This window comes from Chryseobacterium sp., assembly GCF_022869225.1.
Classification (GTDB): domain Bacteria; phylum Bacteroidota; class Bacteroidia; order Flavobacteriales; family Weeksellaceae; genus Chryseobacterium.
In genome coordinates, this window is the sequence record NZ_JALIHL010000001.1 from 940,087 (window position 1) to 960,501 (window position 20,415).

Genomic DNA, 20,415 nt, shown 5'->3' on the forward strand with positions numbered 1-20,415 from the left:
ATCAGAAAAGTTTTGATTTTTCAGCGCTATTGAACTCTACAATTTTTCCGCTCTGCATGGTCATATTCTCAAGTTCGCTGAACATGGAAATTTCCCCTGCTATTTCGTTAGACGTTTCAGACTGTCTTTTGAATTCCTTCTCTACCATTTCTGTTCTGGTGTCCGAAGATTCTCTGATATCACCTGATGCCGTAAGTCTCATATCTTTTCCCGCCGTAGAAACAATATCTTCATTGGCTGAGCTTGTAATGCTTGCTCCTGCACTCACTGAGATTTCTTTTCCCGCAGTAATATTGATATTTTCTCCGGCATTTAAGGTGAAGTTTTTAGGCGCTTTCATACTGATATTGCCTTTACCATCCATATTATAGCTGTTGCCGCTTGGATCCAGAATCGTTACACTTCCCTCCTCATCATTCAATAAAATTCTGATGCCGCTTCTGGTTTGTATAGATTTCAAACGGTTGTTGATTCCTCCTCCCAGAGCGACTCCTCCATGGAACATTCCTCCCATTACGAAAGGTCTGTCCGGATGGCTGTGAACGAAATTTACCATGACCTGATCCCCGACTTCGGGAATGGCCACATAGCCCCTGTTTTGAGAAACCTGATCGGTTCCTCCGGCATCCGGGCTCATCATTCTGATAAAATGGGTGGTATCGCTGGTCTGCCAGTCGAACCTTACCTGTATTCTTCCCTGTCCTTCAGGATCAGTATTTGATATTACAGTTGCAGTCTGTGGTTCAGCTTTGGGAACGGTGAATTCCGGTTTTGGGAGGAATCCCGTATCTGCTGCAATTCCGATAAAACTTCCATGGTAATGGCCGATTGTATCAATCTCATGTTCAGCTTCCGTGATCATGATTCTTGTAAAATAAGAGGTTTCATTGGAATCAGGCTTGCGCATCTGCATATCCGCTACACAGCCCGGATGAAGAAAAGGAACCGTTGTATTTCCTGAAACAGAAAAAACATTCACGGCCTCACTTCCTGAAGCACTTTTCTGTGAATATTCAACATCAAGATGGGTAGATGCTCTGATCGGTGCAATCTGTAATGCCGGTGTTTTATAAATCGCATCGTTATGATCATATGCCGTTTTAGCCAAATCTCCTACATGTTTGATGGGAGTGGAGCCTGACGTCAGCTTTTCATGTTTATTACTGTTGTAACCGTAAAATTGCGGCTTGGTATGAACTGCTTTCAGCTCAACCTTGATATCATTGGCACTGCTTCCATACGTCAGTACAATAGGTTTATTCTGAGGTGGAAGTTTTCCGAAATGCAATACTTCACCATCATAGTAAAACTGTTCGCCGTATGCTTCTGCCATCCTCGCCAGATAATTGTAATGGGTTTCATCGTATTGGCTGCTGTAAATAATCTGGGAAAAATTATTCGCATCCACTCTGATATCAAAGCGTCCTTTATCGATTCCCTGTCTGATCACTTCATCAGCAATAATTCCCATATTGACAGGCTGAGCTCCTCCGAAACTCTGGATATGAGGGGCTCCGTCAAGAAGGATCGTAGGACTGTAGCCGCTGAGGACTATATTTCCAAGACTCATTTTCTCCTGGCTGAATCCTACTCCTGTAATGACTCCTACAAAAGTTCTTTCCGGGCTGTTGTCTATGTCTTTATATGAGATGATTGCCGTAAGACGTTTTCCAAGGAATTTATTAGCATCCTCTAATGCATGGGTTTGCCTCCCTCCCAATGTGTCATGGGCCAATATAAGGGTAAACTCATGGTGATGTCTTGTACTCTGCTTAAGCTTAAAATGTTTATAGTATTTGATAATTTTCCCTTCTATGACCAGAGAAAGCTTTACCAAACGGTTAATGCCGGTATGGTGGTTCTCAGAAACACCATCTGCATTCTGCGTCGGACGAAAAGACGCTGCGTTTGATTTTTCAGGTGTGTTCATATTTTGTAGTGATTTGTTTACGTTTTAAAAAATTATTCAAGAAAACGGGAATTTTTAAAAACAAACAAAATTCCCTTAGAATTTGGTTTTTATAACAGGTAAAAAAAGACCGTCTTATAAGGACAGTCTTTTGATATCTTAATACTGAAGACTTAGCTTAAAGGCCAAAGTCCTTCATAAGATGAATTTCCGTAAGTAATACTCTCTGCACTTACTACAAAGCTGATCAGCATATTGTTGCTGTCTAAAGCATCAAAGTCTACTTCATGCTGGATGACGTATCCATTTTCCCATTTCAAAGTGATCAATGTCCCTTCTTCATGAGACTTGTTGAAATTGATTTCTCCGCTTGTAGGCTTGTATTTACTGTTCAGTAAGCTCTCCAAAACATCAGACTTTTCTGTTGCTTCGATGGTTACTTTAATAAGAGCGTTTGACGGGTCTGATGCCACACGTCCTGAAACATCTGTAGATCTCGATACGCTGTAATTAAGCTTTAATAGCTTTTGACCTTCACCTCCATTGAATTTTAAGATTCCTCTTGAATTTCCTGCCATATTCTTAAATTTTAGCCTTAATAATTGTTCCCTCGTATAGGATTTATATAACAAAGATAGACTTCAAGTTCTAATTTAAAAAGTTTTTAGGCAACAGTTTCATAAATTGTAGTAGTTCTACGACTTTTTCTGATAAATATTTTCTTTTTATAACATTATTAAGAATGTAAATAATAATGCTTATATCCATAAGAAACAATCATAATCATTAGATTGACAGCCGCCATGATAAGTAAAACGGCGGTGTATTTTCTTTTCCTGTCAATGAAGCTCAGACCAAGTGTAAAAAAGAACAATAACAGGGTATATACGGCAGGATACATTTGAAAAGCTTCTGAAAACTTCCCTTCAAATACCAGCACAATGGCTCTTTGGGCACCACACCCAAGACATTCCACTCCCAGAAATTTTTTACTGGGACAGGTCAGCATAAAGTCTTCGATATTCATTTCTTAAGTAGTACCGCTTATTATTATTTATGAAGAGAGCTTCGCTCTGGTATATTGATGCGGAAAAAAACAGTCTTCTTTCATCTCAAATGATCCCTGAACAGCAATATAGGGATTTCTCAGAATTTCTCTTGCCACGAAGATCAGATCGGCGTCTCCATTTTGAAGAATTTCTTCTGCCTGCTCCACTCCGGTAATTAAACCTACGGCTCCTGTTTTAACAGCTGCCTCATTTTTAATCCGTGAAGAAAAAGGAACCTGGTACCCGTCAAAAACAGGAATCTTTGCTCCATGAATATTTCCTCCGCTGGATACATCTACCAGGTCAACAGCATGTTCTTTTAAAATTTTTGCTAGTGCTACACTGCTTTCTATATCCCATCCGTATTCGGCATATTCTGTCCCGGAAATCCTCACGAAAAGAGCTGTATTTTCATTCAGTTCTTCATTCACAGCATCCACAATTTCAATCAGAAATCTGATCCTGTTTTCAAAACTTCCGCCATATTCGTCGGTTCTTATGTTGGAAAGCGGTGACAGAAACTGATGTATAAGATATCCGTGGGCACCATGAATTTCAATAACATCAAACCCTGCTTTCACTGCTCTTCTTGCAGCTTCTTTAAAATTAAGGATCTGTTCCTTTATCTCAACAATACTTAATGCATGCGGAATTCTTTCTGACGGATGATAGGGTATAGAACTTGGAGCAATGGTTTCCCAGCCTTCTTCAACAGGGATCTGCAGATTATTCCATGTGGATCCTTTTCTTCCGGCATGTGCCAACTGAATGCCTATTTTGCTTTCTGAATTTCTATGTACAAACGCTACAATTTTCTGCAGGTTTTCGGCCTGATCATCATTCCAGATTCCCATACAGTGATTGGTAATTCTTCCTCTGGGCTCTACTCCCGTAGCTTCCACAACGATCAATCCTGTTCCTCCCTGGGATCTGCTTCCGTAATGGACAAAATGGAAATCATTAGCGATTCCGTTTTCACATGAATACATGCACATAGGAGACATTACCCATCGGTTTTTCAACTCTACATTCCTGAATTTTATTGGTGTATACAGCATTTTATCTTTAAAAAAAATTCAACTTAACTCCGGAAGAATAAATATTGCCCACTTCATTAAAAAGAACTAATTTTACCCCCCTTTTTTAGTCTACAATATATGAAAAAAGACATACAGATCAGTTACGAATATTTTAAAAATAGCAGTGAGCTGAGCGATATAGAAAATAAATTATTTGCCAGAGCCAAAGAAGCCCGCGAAAATGCTTACGCACCCTATTCTCAATTTTTAGTTGGATGCGCCGTATTGCTGGAAAATGGAGAGATCTATTCCGGCAATAACCAGGAGAACGCTGCTTATCCGTCGGGACTTTGCGCTGAAAGAACCACCCTTTTTTGGGTAGCCGCCAATTTTCCGGATGTAAAGATCAAAAAGATCTTTGTCGTAGGTGGTCCTAAGGAATTCCATGAGAGCAATCCGCCGATTCCTCCTTGTGGAGCCTGCCGGCAGAGTTTAATAGAATACGAAACCAAGCAAAACGAAAACATTGACCTTTATTTTTCAAGTATGAATGAGGAAGTGGTCAAGGTGCATGCTGTAAAGGATCTGTTGCCGTTTTATTTTGATTCGACATTCCTATAAGAAAACGGAGAGGCCAATCGGCAACATTGCAATTGGGCTGGTCAAATGCCCTACAATACATACTTAGCTATTGCTTTGATATTGAGGCGGTTTGTTTATCTTATGGGAATATTATGGATAATATTTAAATTAAAAACCTGTGGAAATTTCCACAGGTTTTATTTTTTTAATTTTCAGGTCCATATCTGTAGAGAAACCAGTATTATCTCTTGGGTTTCGGGGAAAATACAAGAGGTTATCTCTGTTTTTGAAATAACCTCTTGTATTTTTTTACTTCCATTATTCTTCTGACTCTACATCATCATCTTGATCATCTTCATACTGCTCCAGGTAATAGCTGAAACTAAAGTCTTCCACTTCATCTTCTGCATCTTCCAATGTGGTCAGAAGATCTTCAAAAATTTCAAGCTGATCTACCGTCATATTTACAAATTCAATATGGAGTGGCATTCCGAGGGCTCCGGTAATGGTATCAAAAAGGGCATCAAGATTATCCCCAAAATGTTCAGGAAGCTGAATTTTTTCCTTTAATTGGGCGTAAAAATCTTCATAATCGCCTATTTCTGTAAAATCTATATATACTGTTTTCATATTTCTTTATATTATAATTATTATAAATAATTTGTCATTGCGAGGAGCTGCGCGACGAAGCAATCTCAATAAGTATCCATTATATTCTGGATCTCATCCGCCAAATCTCTCCACTCAGGATTCATCATATTAATTAAATCTAATTTCTTTTGCCTTGAGCCCGCTTTTATCTGCTTTTCTCTAAATATAGCATCACCAATCTCTTGAAAAGCTTCCCAATAAACAAGTATATACAAATTATACCTTGATGTAAAACTTTGAGAATAATACTTTTCTTTATGCTGTTGAATACGTTTGGGCAGGTTTGAAGTAACTCCTGTATAAAGAGTTGTATGATTTTTATTGGTCATTATATAAATAAAACCTGCTTTCATCTGTTTATTACATTTTTAGAGATTGCTTCGTCGCTTCGCTCCTCGCAATGACTATTTACTGTTTTTCAAAACTTTTGTAATGGTTTTTGGTCAGGTAAACATCTCCATGGTCTGTGTAAATGATCCGGTCTGCATTTCTAGCGCCGCAATGGTAATTGACATCTGCTTCAAAATACTTTACGCCCTCCGGAAGCCGCCCTTCCCGGTTGCTGAACTTATCTCCACCAATGGCTTTTCCTGGAAGCACTTCACAAAGATTCCCTTTTGATGGATTCCACCCTTGTCTTCTGGCTTCATTTTTTGTGATATAATACTCCGGTAACCTGTGATTCTGTTTTACATAGGTAATAACTGTTTTTTCTCCTGTCAGCTGGTCAATGGAAACCTGTTCTGAAGCATTCTCAGTATTATAGCGGTTTTCCGTAGAGGCACTTCCATAACTTACCGTCTCTGTTTTCGCAGGCGTTGCTTCATCTTTTTTGTCTGCTATAAAATGATTATAAATATACATCACAGACATCCCGAAGAGAAGTCCCAGACACATAAAAAATACAGCTCTTATTTTACTGTTCATGGTAATAAGTATTAGGGTAACAATTTAGCCATGTAAGAATGTGTACATTATTGGTACACTGACACATTGATACATTGACATGGTATTTATTCATTTCTCCATTCTTCAGGAATATCACAGATAGGGATAGGTTCCATTTTATGTTTTGCGGCTTTATGCATTCTGTCGAAGATCAGGAAAACTTCCTTATCCCTGCCTTCGTAATCTTCAGCGGTTTTGGTTCCGTATTCTTTTTGAATTTTCTCCAATTCCGGATACGTGGCTCCGATCTGCTGCTCGTCTGTTCTGTCTGTATCCCAAAGCCCGTCCGTAGGAATAGCTTCCTGGATGCTTTTGATCAGGTTCAGTACTTTGGCAAGAGTATATACTTCAGTTTTATAAAGGTCTGCAATTGGAGAAACATCTACCCCGCCATCCCCGTATTTGGTATAAAATCCGATTCCGAAATCTTCCACTTTATTTCCTGTTCCACACACTAAAAGGCCGTTCAGCTGTCCATAATAGTATAGGGTAAGCATTCTTAAACGTGATCTTGTATTGGCAAAAGCCAATTTTTCGTTGGGATACAGATCATCCTTTACATCAAAAGTTTTGTAAAGCTCTTCAAATGCCGGAGTCAGATTGACAGACATCACTTCTACATTGGGAAATCTTGATTTCAGGTCATTCATATGCTCCCATGCGCGGTCTATCTGATCTGCTTTCTGACGGATCGGCATTTCGATCAGCAAGGTTTTCAGACCGGTCATTGCCGCCAGGGTAGAAACGACTCCGGAATCCACACCTCCGGAAACCCCTATTACATAACCATTTACTCTGGCCTTTGTTGCATAATCTTTTAACCAGCCTACGATATGGTCTATCACTTTTTGTGTCTGCATTGTTTATTTTTTTAGTCTATTCCAAATTCTTGCGGGTATTTTACAACACCTTTTACATTTTTTAATCCGTCTTTTATCAATTCTATGGCCATTCCGTTTTCTTTCGGAATCTCAAACGGAAAAGAAATTCCAAAATTACTGGTTTTTTCGTAACCAAACTTAGGATAATAGTTTTGGTGTCCAATGAGTATGGCAGAATGGTATCCCAATTCTTTTGCAACGGTGTGCCCAAAAGTAATCAGCGCACCTCCAATACCCATGTTTTGAAATTCAGGTTTTACAGAAACGGGAGCTAATGCTAAGGATTCATAGGACTCTGAACCATTCTCTATTGTAATTTTTGTGAACAGGATATGCCCGGCAATTCCGCCGTTTTCATCTTCTGCTACCAGTGACAGTTCCGGGATAAAAGTATCGGATCTTCTTAATTTTTCAACCAGAAAATGCTCCCGGTGATCACTGTGTTCCATATCCCTGAAAGCTTCTTCGGTAAGTTGGAAAACTTTTTGAAAATCTCTTTCCTCTTCTTTCCGTATGGTCAGCTTCATGTTAAATTAAATGTATTTTTCGCGTTTCAACTCATACCAGAAACAAATTCCATCCGGTTCTTCAAATTCGCTTGTTTTCTCGAAACCAAGCTTTCTTAAAATATGATTTGAAACATCATGCTCAGAGTGAGCGTACGCATAGATTGTATCTGCATTCAACTCATTAAATCCGTAATCAAGAGAAGCCATACCCGCTTCCACCGCATATCCTTTTCCCCAGGATTCTGGCAAAAAGCGATATCCCAGTTCTAATACATCTTGATAGCCGTTAACTTCTTTGGTCAATAACTTTAAGCCGCTCCATCCTACCACCTTTCCGCTCTCTTTTTCAACAACAGCAAGTCTTCCCACTCCATTGGTCTTATACTGTTCCTGAATCATTTTGATTACATTTTTTGACTCGTTGATATCCGTCAGGACCGGTACTCCAATATATTTCATTACTTCGGGATCAGAATCCATGAGAAACATGCGTTCGTAATCAGTATCTTCAAGTTTTCTTAAAATAAGTCTTTTCGTTTCCAGTATCATCGTATTCGTTTATTTCTCAGTTCCAAAAATGGTAGTATCTGTTTTCACTCCTTTTTTAATATCCGTTTCCTTCATATTGTTTCCTCCTACATTGACCGTTTGCAGGCCAGGATTTCCAGAGACATCCAGTTGTTGGAGCTTATTATGTTCAAGGTTTAATTTCCTTAGGTTTTTAAGTGGAGTAAGATCAATGGTTTTTAACTGATTTAAAGATAATGTTAATTGATCTATTTTCGGAGTTCCTTTCAATGAAATTGTTTCCAAAAGATTACGATCGAGATACAATGCCGTCAGATTTTTAAGATTTTCCCCTTTGAACGATGAAATTTTACATCCCGTGCAGGAAAACAGCTCCAGCTTATCCAGGTTGCTTACCGTGATCCCGGAAATGGCGTTATCATCCAATACAACCATTTTCACGTCTTTGAAAAGATTCAGGTCTTCCGTTGAAGTAATGCCTTTTTGAACTAAAAATAAATTGGTGATCGTTCCTATTTCGGTCTGCTCCAGTATTCCATTCTTATTCAGATCAAAGTTTTCGAGCACTGCTTTTTCAAAGTTTTTATCTTTAAATTCAAGCTTTTGACTATAAAAAAAAGAAAGTCCCGAAATAAGGCAAAGCGCTGTAAATATTTTAATTTTCATCATTAATTGTCTTTTTAATCCTTATTTTTGTACCCTTAAATTTCATGTAAAAATAATGAAGATTTTTAGAATTATTGCGCTTTCTTCTGTTTTAGTGACAGGACTGAGTTCCTGCAAAAAAGAACCGGAAAATCCATGGAAGGTCGAATTAAAGAAGACCGCTGAAAAAATTGAAATGACGGATATTTCCAAAGAATTTTATAATCAGGGAATTCCGTTGGATCAATTTAAAGCTAAATTTCCTTGGTTCCAGGGAAGTGTATCTGACGCAGATTATGAAAAAAGAAGAGCTGACGCAGAGGAAATGAAGATCTACAAAGAAGCCATTGGAAAAATTGATGAAGCAAAACTTCAGAAAGAGCTTCAGGATTTATTTTCCCATATCAATTATCATTTCCCACAATTCAAGAATCCTAAGGTATACCTCTTCTCATCGGCATTACAGATGGCCCAGGATCCTATTTTTTATGATGAAAAGCAGAATTTCCTTTTTATTGACGTTACAGGGTTCATGGGAGACGGCAATGCTCATTATAAAGGATTGGAACTTTATTTCCAGAAGTCGATGAATCCTCAGAATATGGTTCCGAAAGTTTCCCAGATTTTCGCTGAAAATATTGTTACGGAATCTCCTGACCACCAGAAATTTATTGATCAGATCATACTGAATGGTAAAGTAATGATTCTACAGGATGCTTTCTTACCGGATTTTCCTGATTATCTTAAAATGAACTATACCCAGAAACAATATGAATGGGCTAAAGTAAACGAAGCGAATATCTGGAACTACTTTGTGGAAAGTAACCTGATCTTTGGAGATGATCCTAGATTGGGTGAGCGTTTTATTGCTCCGGGGCCTTTCTCCAAATTTTATACAGAGATTGACAATGAGTCTTCACCACAAATCGGGATTTTTACGGGATGGCAGATCTGTAAAGCTTATCTTAGGGAGAAGCCGGAAACCAAACTGACAGACTTCCTGAAAATGGATGCGACAACCATATTCAATCAATCCGGTTATCAACCGAAACTTAAATAATAAAAATCAGAATTTAGAAAAAATAGAGAAATGAGAAAGACTCAGATTACAATAGATGTAGAACTGGACGAAAACCACATCCCTGAAAATATAACGTGGAACGCACAGGATGGAGGTATTGAAAAACAAGAGACAAAAGCAACGATGATCTCGGTATGGGATGACAAAACAATGGAAGCTTTACGAATCGATCTTTGGACGAAAGAAATGCCTGTAGACCAGATGAAGATGTTTATCCACCAGATCATGATCTCTTTAGGAAATACCTACCACAGAGCAACCGGTGAAGAGGATGTAGCACAATGGATGGAAGAAATTGCAGAAGAGTTTGCTGTAAAATCAGCTATAAAATAAAAATGTAACCTAATCAGTCTAACCGTGCCCCTATATTATAAAAACAATGGTAAATTAGTACACTGTTAGATTGATAAATTATAAAATATTATGAATTTTAATACAAAAGTAATTCACGGAGGGCAGCATCATGAGTCTGCAACAGGGTCTGTCAATGTACCTGTATTTTTAACCTCTACCTTTGCGCAGAAAAGCCCGGGAGTGCATTCCGGATATGAATATTCAAGAGCAGCCAACCCTACAAGACAGGCATTGGAAGATTCTTTGGCAAGCATTGAAAACGGAGCGAGAGGTCTGGCTTTCGGTTCCGGTCTTGCTGCGATCGACTGTGTTTTGAAGTTACTAAATCCTGGTGATGAAGTTATTGCTGTAGATGACCTTTATGGGGGTACTTACAGAATGTTTACCAGACTTTTTGAAAAATATCAGTTGAAATTTACATTCGTGAATTTTGATGATGTTTCTAAAATTGCGGATGTCATTACTGATAACACAAAATTGATTTGGGTGGAAACGCCAACAAATCCATTAATGAAACTGGTAGATATCAAAGCGGTAGTAGACATTGCCAAAGGGAAAGATATTTTAGTGGCGGTAGACAATACTTTTGCGACTCCTTACATCCAGCGACCTATTGATCTGGGAGCTGATATTGTGATGCACTCTGCAACAAAATATTTAGGCGGACATTCTGATGTAATTGCCGGGGCCCTTATTGCCAAAGATGCTGAATTAGGAGAAAAACTTCACTTTATTCAGTTTGCGAGCGGTGGTATTTTAGGTCCGCACGATTCTTATCTTGTATTGAGAGGGATCAAAACCTTAGCGTTAAGAATGCAGAGACATTCTGACAACGGTCTGGCTGTAGCAAAATATCTTGAAACTCATCCTGCGGTGGATAAAGTGATTTATCCGGGGCTGGAATCTCACCCGCAATATGACCTGGCAAAATCTCAAATGAAAGAATCGGGAGGAATGGTTTCATTCACTTTCAAATCCGGAAAAAAAGAAGATGCCATCAAATTCCTAGAGAAAGTAAGAGTATTCACATTAGCTGAATCTTTGGGAGGTGTAGAATCTTTAGCGAACCACCCTGCTTTAATGACTCACGCTTCTATTCCAGCAGAAAAACGTGCTGAATTAGGAATTACGGATGACCTAGTTCGTCTAAGCGTTGGTATTGAAGATGCTGAAGACCTTATTGCAGATTTAGAGAAAGCTTTTTCTTAAAATAAATAATAATGAGAAGGAGTATTTTGATGTAAGCTCCTTCTCATTATACTATGATCACCTACTACATATGAAAAACACACGAAAAGCTCTTATTCATGATCTGCCCCAATTGGCCAAGTTATTTGACCAATACAGAGTTTTCTATCATAAAGAATCGGATATTCTTTCCGCAGAAAACTTTCTCCGGGAAAGAATAGAAAATAAAGATTCTGAAATCTTTGTTGCAGAAAAGAATGGTGAGTTGACAGGTTTTGTACAGCTATACCCTATATTCTCCTCGACAAGAATGCAGCGCTATTGGCTGCTGAATGACTTATTTGTCAATGAAAATCACAGAGGAAAAGGACATTCTAAAGACCTGATCGAAGAGGCTAAAGAGGTATGCAGGTCATCAAATGCCTGTGGAATCTTACTTGAAACCGGTAAAAGCAATGATATCGGAAATCAGTTGTATCCATCCTGCGGCTTTCAACTTTATGACTCGGTGAATTTTTACGAGTGGACAAATTCATAGGTACGATGCCGTTTCCTAACTTAAAACCCGCATCACAGACTCATCATTTCATAATCAATAACACATAATACTATGACCGATTTTCAAAAATACATTCAAAGATATTTAGACCAAATTCCTTCTGGAGACTGGCTGGCTGAATTAAAAATATCAGCAGAAAAAACAATAGGTATCTACTCCAATCTTACTGAAGAACAGTCTAAATTTGCTTATGCTGAAGGAAAATGGACTTTAAAAGGGCTGCTTTTGCATCTATCCGATACTGAAAGAGTTTTTCAATACAGAATGTTAGCATTTGCAAGAGGTGATAAAAACAACCTGCCGGGATTTGATGAAAATCAATATGCCAACCATTCTTTTGCTGATGAAAGAACAGTGGAGTCTTTACTGGAAGAATATAAACTGGTAAGAAAATCATCCCAGATTCTTCTGGAAACTCTTACCCCTTCTGCTTTACAGAATACAGGAATCGCCAACGGCAATGAAGTTTCAGTAGAAACCATCGGAAAACTGATCATAGGACACAATTATCACCATCTCCATATTATAGAAGAAAGATATTTATCTAAACTGGGATGGATGTAAGAAAAACTAAAGAATACCCCGAATATGATAAATAAAATTATTTAATTCCATATCTCGCTGATTCTATTTTGATAAGTTTGGGCTAAATCCAACAGAACTTTTATTTTTTTGTTAAATGGGCTAAAGCCTATTTCTATGAATACAATATCATTTTCACCAACAGCCCTGGCGGTATCAATATGATCATCCGAAGCTGAATTTAATATACATCAATAGGAACGGGCTTTAGCCCGTTTTTCTAATTAAAAATCCTTCCACTGGCTTTAGCCGAAACCTGAAAATCTTCAAAATACGATATCATTTACACCGTATTTTTTTGCCTAAATTTCATAGATTCTCTACCTTTATCAACTGGTTTGAAATCAATACAACTATGGAACCTATTATCGAAATATTAAAATCCGGCGGAACGATTCTTTACCCTACAGATACGATCTGGGGAATTGGCTGTGATGCCACCAATATAGAGGCTGTCAATAAAATTTTTGACATTAAGAAGCGTGAAAAAAACAAATCTATGATTATTCTGGTAGAGTCCGAGAAAAGGCTTCAGGATCTCGTGGATGTTCCGGAAATGGCCTGGGAAATCATTGATCTTAGCGAAAAGCCGGTAACGATTGTATATGAAAATCCACGCGGTTTACCCAAAGAATTACTTGCAGAAGACGGAAGCATTGGAATCAGGCTTGTCAAAAATGATTTTTGTAAAAAGCTGATTACAAAACTGAATAAACCTTTGGTCTCTACCTCTGCCAACTTTAGCGGAGAAAAAAGCCCTCTTAAATTTTCAGATATTTCAGATGAGATCATTCATCTTGTAGATTATGCTGTAAAAGAGGATAGAGAAAAAGTTTCCAAATATTCAGGATCTTCGGTTATTAAAATATGGAGCGACAACAGGATTAAAATTCTCAGAGAATAAAAATCCTGCATTTATCTGTCTTATTTTAGAGTCTTGTCTGTTCATATCGACAGGATTTCTTTTTTTAGTTTTATCTTTGCAAAACCTCAACTCATAAAAATATAGTATGGACCATAAAGATTTTGCTCTGGAGTGGATTAATGCCTGGAATTCTCATGATTTGGAAGATATCCTTTCCCATTATTCTGATGATATTAAAATCACTACTCCGATGATTGCCATGGCTACGGGAGGAAAGGAAAGCTCACTACAGGGAAAAGAGGCTGTCCGCCAGTATTGGAGAAAAGCATTGGATAAATTTCCTGATCTTCATTTTGAGCTGATACAATCTACTGCAGGAGTTGACTCTGTTGCTTTATTGTACAAATCTATTATGGACAAACATGCTGTTGAAGTAATGTTTTTTAATGAAGAAGGAAAAATTAATAAAATGTATGCTCATTATGATTAATGAGTACCATGACCAGAACTTGACGCTATTGACTAACGATGAAAATTAATCTTAACCAAAATAAAAATTTAAAACTTTTCAAAATAATCTCTGAGGCTGCAGAAAGGAATAACCAATCTGTATACATTGTCGGTGGTTATGTCCGTGATCTTTTAATGAAAAGAAAAGCATCTACGGATATAGATTTTGTCACCGAACAAAGCGGTATTGAGCTTGCTCAGAATGTAGCCCGGGATATTGATCCTAAACTCAAGGTTTCTGTTTTTAAAACCTATGGCACTGCGATGATCAAATATAAGGATCTTGAACTTGAATTTGTAGGGGCAAGAAAAGAAAGCTATACAGAAAAGAGCCGTAAACCGGAAGTTGAAGGAGGAACACTGGAAGATGACCAGAAAAGAAGAGATTTTACGATCAATGCGATGGCGATTTCTCTCAATAAAGATAATTTCGGAGAACTGATCGATCCTTTCAACGGGATTGAGGACCTTGAAAAAGGGATCTTAAGAACTCCGCTGGAACCTGCCCAAACATATTCTGATGATCCATTGAGAATGATGAGAGCTTTGAGGTTTGCTTCTACTTTAAACTTTACCATCGAAGAAAACTCTTTGGAAGCTATTAAACAGGAAGCCCAAAGAATAGACATTGTCTCTATGGAAAGGATCATGGTTGAATTTAATAAAATCATGATGTCCGAAAAGCCATCTGTGGGATTAAGACTGATGGAACAAACCGGTCTTTTAAAACTGATCATCCCTGAGCTGATCGAATTAAAAGGTGTGGAAGAAGTGGAAGGGCAAACCCATAAAGACAACTTTTACCATACACTGGAAGTGGTGGACAACATTTCTGAAAATACAGACAATCTTTGGCTGCGTTGGTCTGCCCTGCTTCATGATATAGGAAAAGCTCCTACTAAAAAATTTGTAGAAGGGACGGGATGGACCTTTCACGGGCATGAATTTTTAGGTTCAAAAATGGTGAAAACACTTTTTCAGAGATTGAAATTGCCATTGGGCAGCGATATGAAATATGTTCAGAAAATGGTAAAGCTTTCTTCGCGGCCGATCGCACTGATCACTGATGATGCTTCTGATTCTGCACTCAGAAGACTGCTGTTTGATGCCGGCGAGAATCTTGAAGATCTTTTTACGCTCTGCAAGGCGGATATTACCACTAAAAACTCTAAAAAGCAGGAGAAATTTAAGAAGAATTTCGAATATGTGGCGGTTAAGATCAAGGAAGTGGAAGAAAAAGACCAGGTAAGAAATTTCCAGCCACCCATTACAGGGGAAGAAATTATGGAGATGTTCAAGCTTAAACCTGGCCGTGAAATCGGTATTTTAAAAGAAAAGGTAAAAGAAGCGATCCTTGAAGGTGAAATTCCCAACGAAAAGGAAGAAGCAACAAAATTTGTAATTGCCGAGGCAGAAAAATTGGGATTAACAATATAAGCCCATCTTATTAGAAAATATACCCCGGCTGGATGATCATCCAGCCGGGGTTTTTTATGAGTACAATATCAGGGAACAAAGCCGGCCGGTTCTTTCGAACCGGCCGGAAAAAAACACAAATGATGAAAAAATAAAAAATTATAAGGTATACGCCGAAGCGTAATTTTTAGTTTTTATAGAATCCATTCGTTCCGATCCCTGTAGTAAAGGTTTTCAATAAAGTTCCATTGCTTGCGGTATAAACATTTACTTTGCTGTCAGCTGTAAAGCTTGCATCAGAAGCGAAAATCTTCCCGTCAATAACATCAAAACCATATACATTACCTGTTGCAGTCAGGATAGGGGCAGCTGGAACTGTAGTAGAGCCAATAGTCATTCCATAGACTTTATTCGTATCCGTAATAAAATAGAATTTATTATCATCTGCTCTCAGCTTCTGAACATTCGGAATTGCAGTAAGAGTGGTCGCTGCATAGGTTCCGTCAGCAGTATTAATCTTATAAATGACTGAATTGGCAGCCCCGGAAACCAATACATAGGCACTTCCTTTATAGGAGATAAGATCTTTGATAATTCCACTGTTTGGAAGATTGACAGTTTGGCTTACTGCATTCGTTGATGGATTCACCACAGTAACAGTATATCCTGTTGCAATTGGATTCCAGTTCGCATCATATCCCACTCCATCAGTCTGGACTACGATTTTCCCTTCAGCTTCCACTACTTTTTCAGCAGCATTGGTAAAATCAATACTCTTTACAAAAGAATTATCTGCAGTATTGTAGATATTAAGTTTTTTCTTGTTAGTGGTAAAATTCGTGTTCGTTACATAATATTGGTTTCCGGAAAAAGCAATATATCTAGCTCCATCAATATTAGCCGTTACAGTCGCCTGTTTTTTGAATGTATATCGGTTAACGATGTCAATTTTATTAGGAGAATTGGAAACCAGATAAGCACGGTCGCCACTGAAACCTATACTTTGAAGAACTTTTCCAAGAGGTTCATTATTATTATTCCCTCCATAAATTTTATTGTAAACGTTCCCCAGGTTATTACTTACAAAAGAAACCTCAGCAGTTGTTGTTGTAAATCCGCCTTCATTGGCAATAAGCACTCCGGCTTCATACGTAATGGGCTGTTCAATATTTTCGCTATCACTGCTGCATGAAAGGGTAAAAACTAGCATGGAAGCAAATGCAAAAGATAAAATTTTTCTGATATTCATATATAATTAATTTATTTTAAAAATTGATATTGAGACTTACCCTGTAATTTCGTTGAGGCAGTGGATAAGAAAGCATCGTGTAATAGGTTTCGTTTACAATATTATTCACTTTAAAGCCTACCGTATAATTTTTAAGAAATGTTGCATTGACGCCTGCATTCATCACAAAGTAAGGATCCAGGGCTTCACTTCTTTTTTCATTAGAATCGGTATAGGTAAGTCCGTTAAACATCCCCTGTACGTATATTTTCACAAAATCATACTGATAATCAATGCTTCCGGTAAGTTTATGAAGAGGAACATACATCAGCTGTTTCTGAGTGTCAAGATCTGTAGATTTCGTATAGGAATATCCCAAGTTGGTTTTCAAAATATGTTTTCCCAGCTTTTTTTCAAATTCCAGTTGCGATTCCAGTCCGTAAGATTCTACCCTGCTGGTATTGAAAGCGGCATAGTATCCGGAAGCAGCCGGAAGCCATCTGATCATATCCCGGATATTCATATAATAAGGAGCTATGGAAAGCTTAACATCTCCCAGCTTAAACAGGTTTCTAAGTTCAAACTGGTAGGATGTTTCCGGTTTTAGGTTCAAATTCCCTCCGGGAGACCAATACAGATCATTAAATGATGGGGCTCTGAAATTTCTTGACACATTTATTCCCAGATCATACCATTTTGCGGCATTCCATTTTCCTGAAAAAGAAAACAGGACAGGCGAACTGATATCCTCTACGAAGTCTTTCTTGATTCCGGCTTCAAAACGTAAATCTTTGGTGGCAAAATAACGGAGCAACCCGGCAATGGATCCTGCATTTCTGCTGATACGGCCGATTCTGGAGGTTCCTTCCCCGTTTCCTTTATTGACCTGAAATTCTCCGATAATATTGATATTCCACTTTGAGTTGAGGAAATAATTGAAATCATTTTTCAAAATATAATTCTTCCCTGCTCCACCGCTGGTCTCGGGGCCGTCAATATTGTCAAAATACTGAAAGTTCTCTTCTGTATAAGCCGCCCTGAATGAATTGCTGAAACGGAGTTTATTCCAATCCCAGGAGATCAGGCTTCGGATATTTTGGGTATGATATTTTGTCTTCTCTTCCAGGTTTCCAAAATGAACGGGATAATGCTGTCTGCCGTTAAAAATCTCCGATATCCATGAGATCTGGTGGTGAGGAGCAATTTTATAAGCCGCGGCGATGTTGACATCCGTATTATAATACTGTCCGTTATCATTGGTATAGCTTTTCCCTCCATTTTCCTGTACTTTATAATCATTCCGGCTTATGGAATGATTACCGGAAACTTTAAAACTGAACTTATCATTGCTGTAAGCCCCTTTAACAAAATTATTGTAGGTATTAAAGGAAGCCAGTTCTGAGAATAAAGAGGCATGAAATCCCCTATTAAAATCAAGATTATTGTTCAGGTGAATACTTCCGCCGATAGCTCCGCTTCCATAGATCACGCTTCCGCCGCCTGCTTTTATTCCGATTTGGTCATATCCGAACAAAGCAATATTGTTGATATCTCCCTGTCCTAAAAAACTGGAGTTGATATTGATTCCATTCCATACAAAAGCAGTCTGCTGTGCGGTAGTTCCCCTAAAAGAGGGTGAAGAAACTGCTCCACGGCCATTTTCTTTGATATACACTGGCGATTGAAACCTCAGCAGTTCGGAAAGGTTGGTAGAATTTTTTTCAGCGTCTTCATTGGTAATGGAAGTTACATGATGAAAAAGCTTCACTTTATTCATCTGGCTGTCAAATAGATAAACAGTATCTATTGCTTTCTCCTGTCCAAAAAGAAAACAACCGTAAGATGAAAAAAACAGTACTAAAGATCTTTTTATATCCATACTATTTTACTTTTCCTCCGAAAGCAATATATTTTGATTATTATCCTGGCAGGTCTCCTGACTTTCGCTTTCTGCACCTTCCCGTTTTTTTACAGTGGTTTTTTACAGAATCTTGACATGCGATTTACAGTTGCGGGGACAGTCCGGGAGTTACACCCGATTCCCTTTTCATTCCAATATGTTGGAAACCAAAATTTTTGCAAATATAGCTTTTTAAATGCATTGGACAAAAAAGTGGTTTTAGAGACCTGTAATCCGTTTTTTTATCTCTCTTGCAGAATCCTCCTGATAATGTAAAATAAAAAGCTGCCTTCACTATCTGAGGCAGCCCTATATTGTATAAAGGTATTGTTATATTATTTACCGATAACTTCTGTGATTGGATTTCCAACATTTCCGCTTGGAAACTGAATTTTCAGTAAAGAAGAAACCGTAGGTGCAATATCGGTCATATGGTAAGCCTTATTGCTTTCTCCATGCTGAATTCCCCAACCCATAAAGATCAATGGAATATGTGAATCATAAGAATTCCATACACTGTGTGTAGTTCCGGTTTTAGAATATGGCGGAAGCATAGAATCGTGAGAAATCAATTGGATATCCCCACTTCTCTGTCTGTTGATCCCGTTGATAATTCTCTGCTTGATGGGCTCCGGAATGCTGGATTCCTGAACTCTGTCTACAGAAACAGCATACAAAACCGTAGGGTCTTTTTCAAGTTCTTTCACGGTGAAGTTTCTTACATCATCCAGTTCAAGTTTGCTGTCTGCCAATACTTTTCTGTCAAAGTAAACCTGATAGTTATCAATAGCATTGACCAGTTTATCTGCTCCGAATTTATCTTTCAGCTTTTGGTTAAGATTCTTTTCCATTCCTTCTCCAAAGAAACCTGTCGGAAGATTGTGCTCTTTAAGGAATCCTACAGAATGGGCTCCGCCGTGGTCAGCAGAAAGGAAAACAGTATACTGTCCTTTTCCTACTTTGGAATCCAGATAGCTGAAAAACTGTGCTAAATCCTGGTCTAGTCTGATATAAACATCTTCAACCTCAATAGAGTTAGGCCCGTATTTATGCCCTGCATAATCGGTAGATGCTAAATTGATCGCTAAAAAGTCTGTGATATTATCTCCTCCTAGCTGCTCTCCCTCTACAGAAGCTTCAGCTAATTTTAAGGTCAGTGTATTTCCGAAAGGCGTATAACGGATATTATCTTTCTTTTCCTGATAGTCCTTTGCTAAGCTGGTATAAGGGAATGTAGGGGTTTTTGCACTTCCCAGTAATCCTTCCCATGCAGAATTGTCTGGTGAACTTTCCGTATACTGGTTGATCGGAAGCAGGGTATTCCAGCCATTAGCCACTAGCTTTTCCGGTAAATTCTGAGAGTTGAATGACCTGATCCACTGAGGAAGTTCCTTCATATACCATGTACTCGTAATAAAATTTCCGGTACTGTCGTCAAACCAGAAAGCTCCGTTGGGTGTATGGCCCGCAGGAAGAATAGAGGCACGGTCTTTCAGGGAAACACCGATTACTTTTCCCTGGAAATTGGTTGCTAATCTTAACTCATCGGTAACTGTTGTAGACCAAAGGTTTTTAGGAGAATGGCTCCCGATTTTTGTATTTGTTGTACCTACCGGCTGAACGCTTTCATCCGCAGTACAATATACTCCTTTCCCTGTTTCCTTATCTGTCCAGTCATTTCCCGCAATTCCGTGGATCGCAGGTACAGATCCTGTATAGATAGATGTATGGCCCAGCGCCGTAATGGTAGGAACATAAGGAATATGTACATTATTTAAAGAATATCCTGTATTCAGTAACCTTTTGAAACCATCATTTCCAAACTTGTTGTAAAAACGGTATAAATAATCCCAACGCATTTGGTCCACTACCAAACCTACTACTAATTTGGGTCTTTCCAGTTGGGTATTTCTGTTCTTCTGTGCATTGATTGTAACTACGGACAAGAAAGTAGCGGCCGCAATTGAAATTTTCCTAAGCATCCAAGTAAATTTTTATTGACCACAAATTT

General features: G+C 38.3%; 23 protein-coding genes and 1 riboswitch. Of the genes, 9 read left to right on the forward strand and 14 right to left on the reverse strand.

Annotated features, from left to right (window positions below):
* Nucleotide 1: 1 nt before the first annotated feature.
* From MUW56_RS04380 to namA, 4 genes are all read right to left on the reverse strand, one after another.
* Entirely contained in the window at nucleotides 2-1,930 is a 1,929-nt protein-coding gene (locus MUW56_RS04380) for a phage baseplate assembly protein V (RefSeq protein ID WP_292012041.1), read from the reverse strand.
* A 152-nt stretch (nucleotides 1,931-2,082) separates the two neighbouring features.
* Nucleotides 2,083-2,487: a type VI secretion system tube protein TssD gene (gene tssD / locus MUW56_RS04385; RefSeq protein ID WP_115964014.1), complete on the reverse strand. Its 405-nt coding sequence runs from the start codon at nucleotides 2,485-2,487 to the stop codon at nucleotides 2,083-2,085.
* Between the two features lie 158 nt (nucleotides 2,488-2,645).
* Nucleotides 2,646-2,936 (reverse strand): DUF2752 domain-containing protein, encoded by a 291-nt coding sequence (locus MUW56_RS04390; RefSeq protein WP_292012042.1) that lies wholly within the window; start codon nucleotides 2,934-2,936, stop codon nucleotides 2,646-2,648.
* Nucleotides 2,937-2,963: 27 nt separating this feature from the next.
* Nucleotides 2,964-4,016, reverse strand: a complete 1,053-nt coding sequence (namA, locus tag MUW56_RS04395; protein ID WP_292012043.1) for an NADPH dehydrogenase NamA — start codon at nucleotides 4,014-4,016, stop codon at nucleotides 2,964-2,966.
* 99 nt (nucleotides 4,017-4,115) lie between these two features.
* Between namA and MUW56_RS04400 the strand changes: the two genes are divergently transcribed.
* A complete protein-coding gene (locus MUW56_RS04400; protein WP_292012044.1) occupies nucleotides 4,116-4,598 on the forward strand; it encodes a cytidine deaminase in 483 nt (160 codons plus the stop codon).
* A 279-nt stretch (nucleotides 4,599-4,877) separates the two neighbouring features.
* Here the strand turns inward: MUW56_RS04400 and MUW56_RS04405 are convergent, their stop codons facing one another.
* The 7 genes from MUW56_RS04405 to MUW56_RS04435 form a co-directional block, all read right to left on the reverse strand.
* Nucleotides 4,878-5,189, reverse strand: coding sequence for a barstar family protein (locus tag MUW56_RS04405; protein ID WP_292012045.1), 312 nt, complete (start codon nucleotides 5,187-5,189; stop codon nucleotides 4,878-4,880).
* Nucleotides 5,190-5,254: 65 nt separating this feature from the next.
* Nucleotides 5,255-5,563, reverse strand: a complete 309-nt coding sequence (locus tag MUW56_RS04410) for a GIY-YIG nuclease family protein (RefSeq protein ID WP_292012046.1) — start codon at nucleotides 5,561-5,563, stop codon at nucleotides 5,255-5,257.
* Nucleotides 5,564-5,618: 55 nt separating this feature from the next.
* A complete protein-coding gene (locus MUW56_RS04415) occupies nucleotides 5,619-6,137 on the reverse strand; it encodes a ribonuclease domain-containing protein (protein WP_292012047.1) in 519 nt (172 codons plus the stop codon).
* Nucleotides 6,138-6,223: 86 nt separating this feature from the next.
* On the reverse strand, nucleotides 6,224-7,018 hold the full coding sequence (gene nadE / locus MUW56_RS04420) for an NAD(+) synthase (protein ID WP_292012048.1): 795 nt from the start codon (nucleotides 7,016-7,018) through the stop codon (nucleotides 6,224-6,226).
* Nucleotides 7,019-7,029: 11 nt separating this feature from the next.
* Nucleotides 7,030-7,566: a GNAT family N-acetyltransferase gene (locus MUW56_RS04425; RefSeq protein WP_292012049.1), complete on the reverse strand. Its 537-nt coding sequence runs from the start codon at nucleotides 7,564-7,566 to the stop codon at nucleotides 7,030-7,032.
* Nucleotides 7,567-7,572: 6 nt separating this feature from the next.
* Nucleotides 7,573-8,097 carry a GNAT family N-acetyltransferase gene (locus MUW56_RS04430; protein ID WP_292012050.1) on the reverse strand — a complete coding sequence of 175 codons (525 nt, stop codon included), beginning with the start codon at nucleotides 8,095-8,097 and terminating at the stop codon, nucleotides 7,573-7,575.
* A gap of 9 nt (nucleotides 8,098-8,106) precedes the next feature.
* Nucleotides 8,107-8,745, reverse strand: coding sequence for a leucine-rich repeat domain-containing protein (locus tag MUW56_RS04435; RefSeq protein WP_292012051.1), 639 nt, complete (start codon nucleotides 8,743-8,745; stop codon nucleotides 8,107-8,109).
* Between the two features lie 52 nt (nucleotides 8,746-8,797).
* Here MUW56_RS04435 and MUW56_RS04440 point away from each other — a divergent pair, with 52 nt between their 5' ends.
* The 8 genes from MUW56_RS04440 to MUW56_RS04475 all read left to right on the forward strand — a co-directional run bounded on the left by MUW56_RS04440 (nucleotide 8,798) and on the right by MUW56_RS04475 (nucleotide 15,297).
* A complete protein-coding gene (locus tag MUW56_RS04440; RefSeq protein ID WP_292012052.1) occupies nucleotides 8,798-9,781 on the forward strand; it encodes a gliding motility protein GldB in 984 nt (327 codons plus the stop codon).
* Between the two features lie 30 nt (nucleotides 9,782-9,811).
* The gene (gene gldC / locus MUW56_RS04445; RefSeq protein ID WP_292012053.1) at nucleotides 9,812-10,135 is read left to right on the forward strand and encodes a gliding motility protein GldC; all 324 of its coding nucleotides are present in this window, start codon (nucleotides 9,812-9,814) and stop codon (nucleotides 10,133-10,135) included.
* Nucleotides 10,136-10,225: 90 nt separating this feature from the next.
* Nucleotides 10,226-11,365, forward strand: coding sequence for a cystathionine gamma-synthase (locus MUW56_RS04450; protein WP_292012054.1), 1,140 nt, complete (start codon nucleotides 10,226-10,228; stop codon nucleotides 11,363-11,365).
* A 70-nt stretch (nucleotides 11,366-11,435) separates the two neighbouring features.
* Nucleotides 11,436-11,882, forward strand: coding sequence for a GNAT family N-acetyltransferase (locus tag MUW56_RS04455; protein WP_292012055.1), 447 nt, complete (start codon nucleotides 11,436-11,438; stop codon nucleotides 11,880-11,882).
* A 72-nt stretch (nucleotides 11,883-11,954) separates the two neighbouring features.
* On the forward strand, nucleotides 11,955-12,467 hold the full coding sequence (locus MUW56_RS04460; protein WP_292012056.1) for a DinB family protein: 513 nt from the start codon (nucleotides 11,955-11,957) through the stop codon (nucleotides 12,465-12,467).
* 373 nt (nucleotides 12,468-12,840) lie between these two features.
* Complete coding sequence (locus tag MUW56_RS04465; RefSeq protein WP_292015375.1) at nucleotides 12,841-13,389, forward strand: L-threonylcarbamoyladenylate synthase; 549 nt, start codon at nucleotides 12,841-12,843, stop codon at nucleotides 13,387-13,389.
* 106 nt (nucleotides 13,390-13,495) lie between these two features.
* Nucleotides 13,496-13,840, forward strand: coding sequence for a nuclear transport factor 2 family protein (locus tag MUW56_RS04470; protein ID WP_292012057.1), 345 nt, complete (start codon nucleotides 13,496-13,498; stop codon nucleotides 13,838-13,840).
* 38 nt (nucleotides 13,841-13,878) lie between these two features.
* On the forward strand, nucleotides 13,879-15,297 hold the full coding sequence (locus tag MUW56_RS04475) for an HD domain-containing protein (protein ID WP_292012058.1): 1,419 nt from the start codon (nucleotides 13,879-13,881) through the stop codon (nucleotides 15,295-15,297).
* Between the two features lie 166 nt (nucleotides 15,298-15,463).
* Here the strand turns inward: MUW56_RS04475 and MUW56_RS04480 are convergent, their stop codons facing one another.
* The 3 genes from MUW56_RS04480 to pafA form a co-directional block, all read right to left on the reverse strand.
* The gene (locus MUW56_RS04480) at nucleotides 15,464-16,525 is read right to left on the reverse strand and encodes a hypothetical protein (RefSeq protein WP_292012059.1); all 1,062 of its coding nucleotides are present in this window, start codon (nucleotides 16,523-16,525) and stop codon (nucleotides 15,464-15,466) included.
* A gap of 16 nt (nucleotides 16,526-16,541) precedes the next feature.
* Nucleotides 16,542-18,383 (reverse strand): TonB-dependent siderophore receptor, encoded by a 1,842-nt coding sequence (locus tag MUW56_RS04485; protein WP_292012060.1) that lies wholly within the window; start codon nucleotides 18,381-18,383, stop codon nucleotides 16,542-16,544.
* 29 nt (nucleotides 18,384-18,412) lie between these two features.
* Nucleotides 18,413-18,591: riboswitch (cobalamin riboswitch) on the reverse strand.
* Between the two features lie 148 nt (nucleotides 18,592-18,739).
* Nucleotides 18,740-20,386, reverse strand: a complete 1,647-nt coding sequence (pafA, locus tag MUW56_RS04490) for an alkaline phosphatase PafA (protein ID WP_292012061.1) — start codon at nucleotides 20,384-20,386, stop codon at nucleotides 18,740-18,742.
* Between the last annotated feature and the right edge of the window lie 29 nt (nucleotides 20,387-20,415).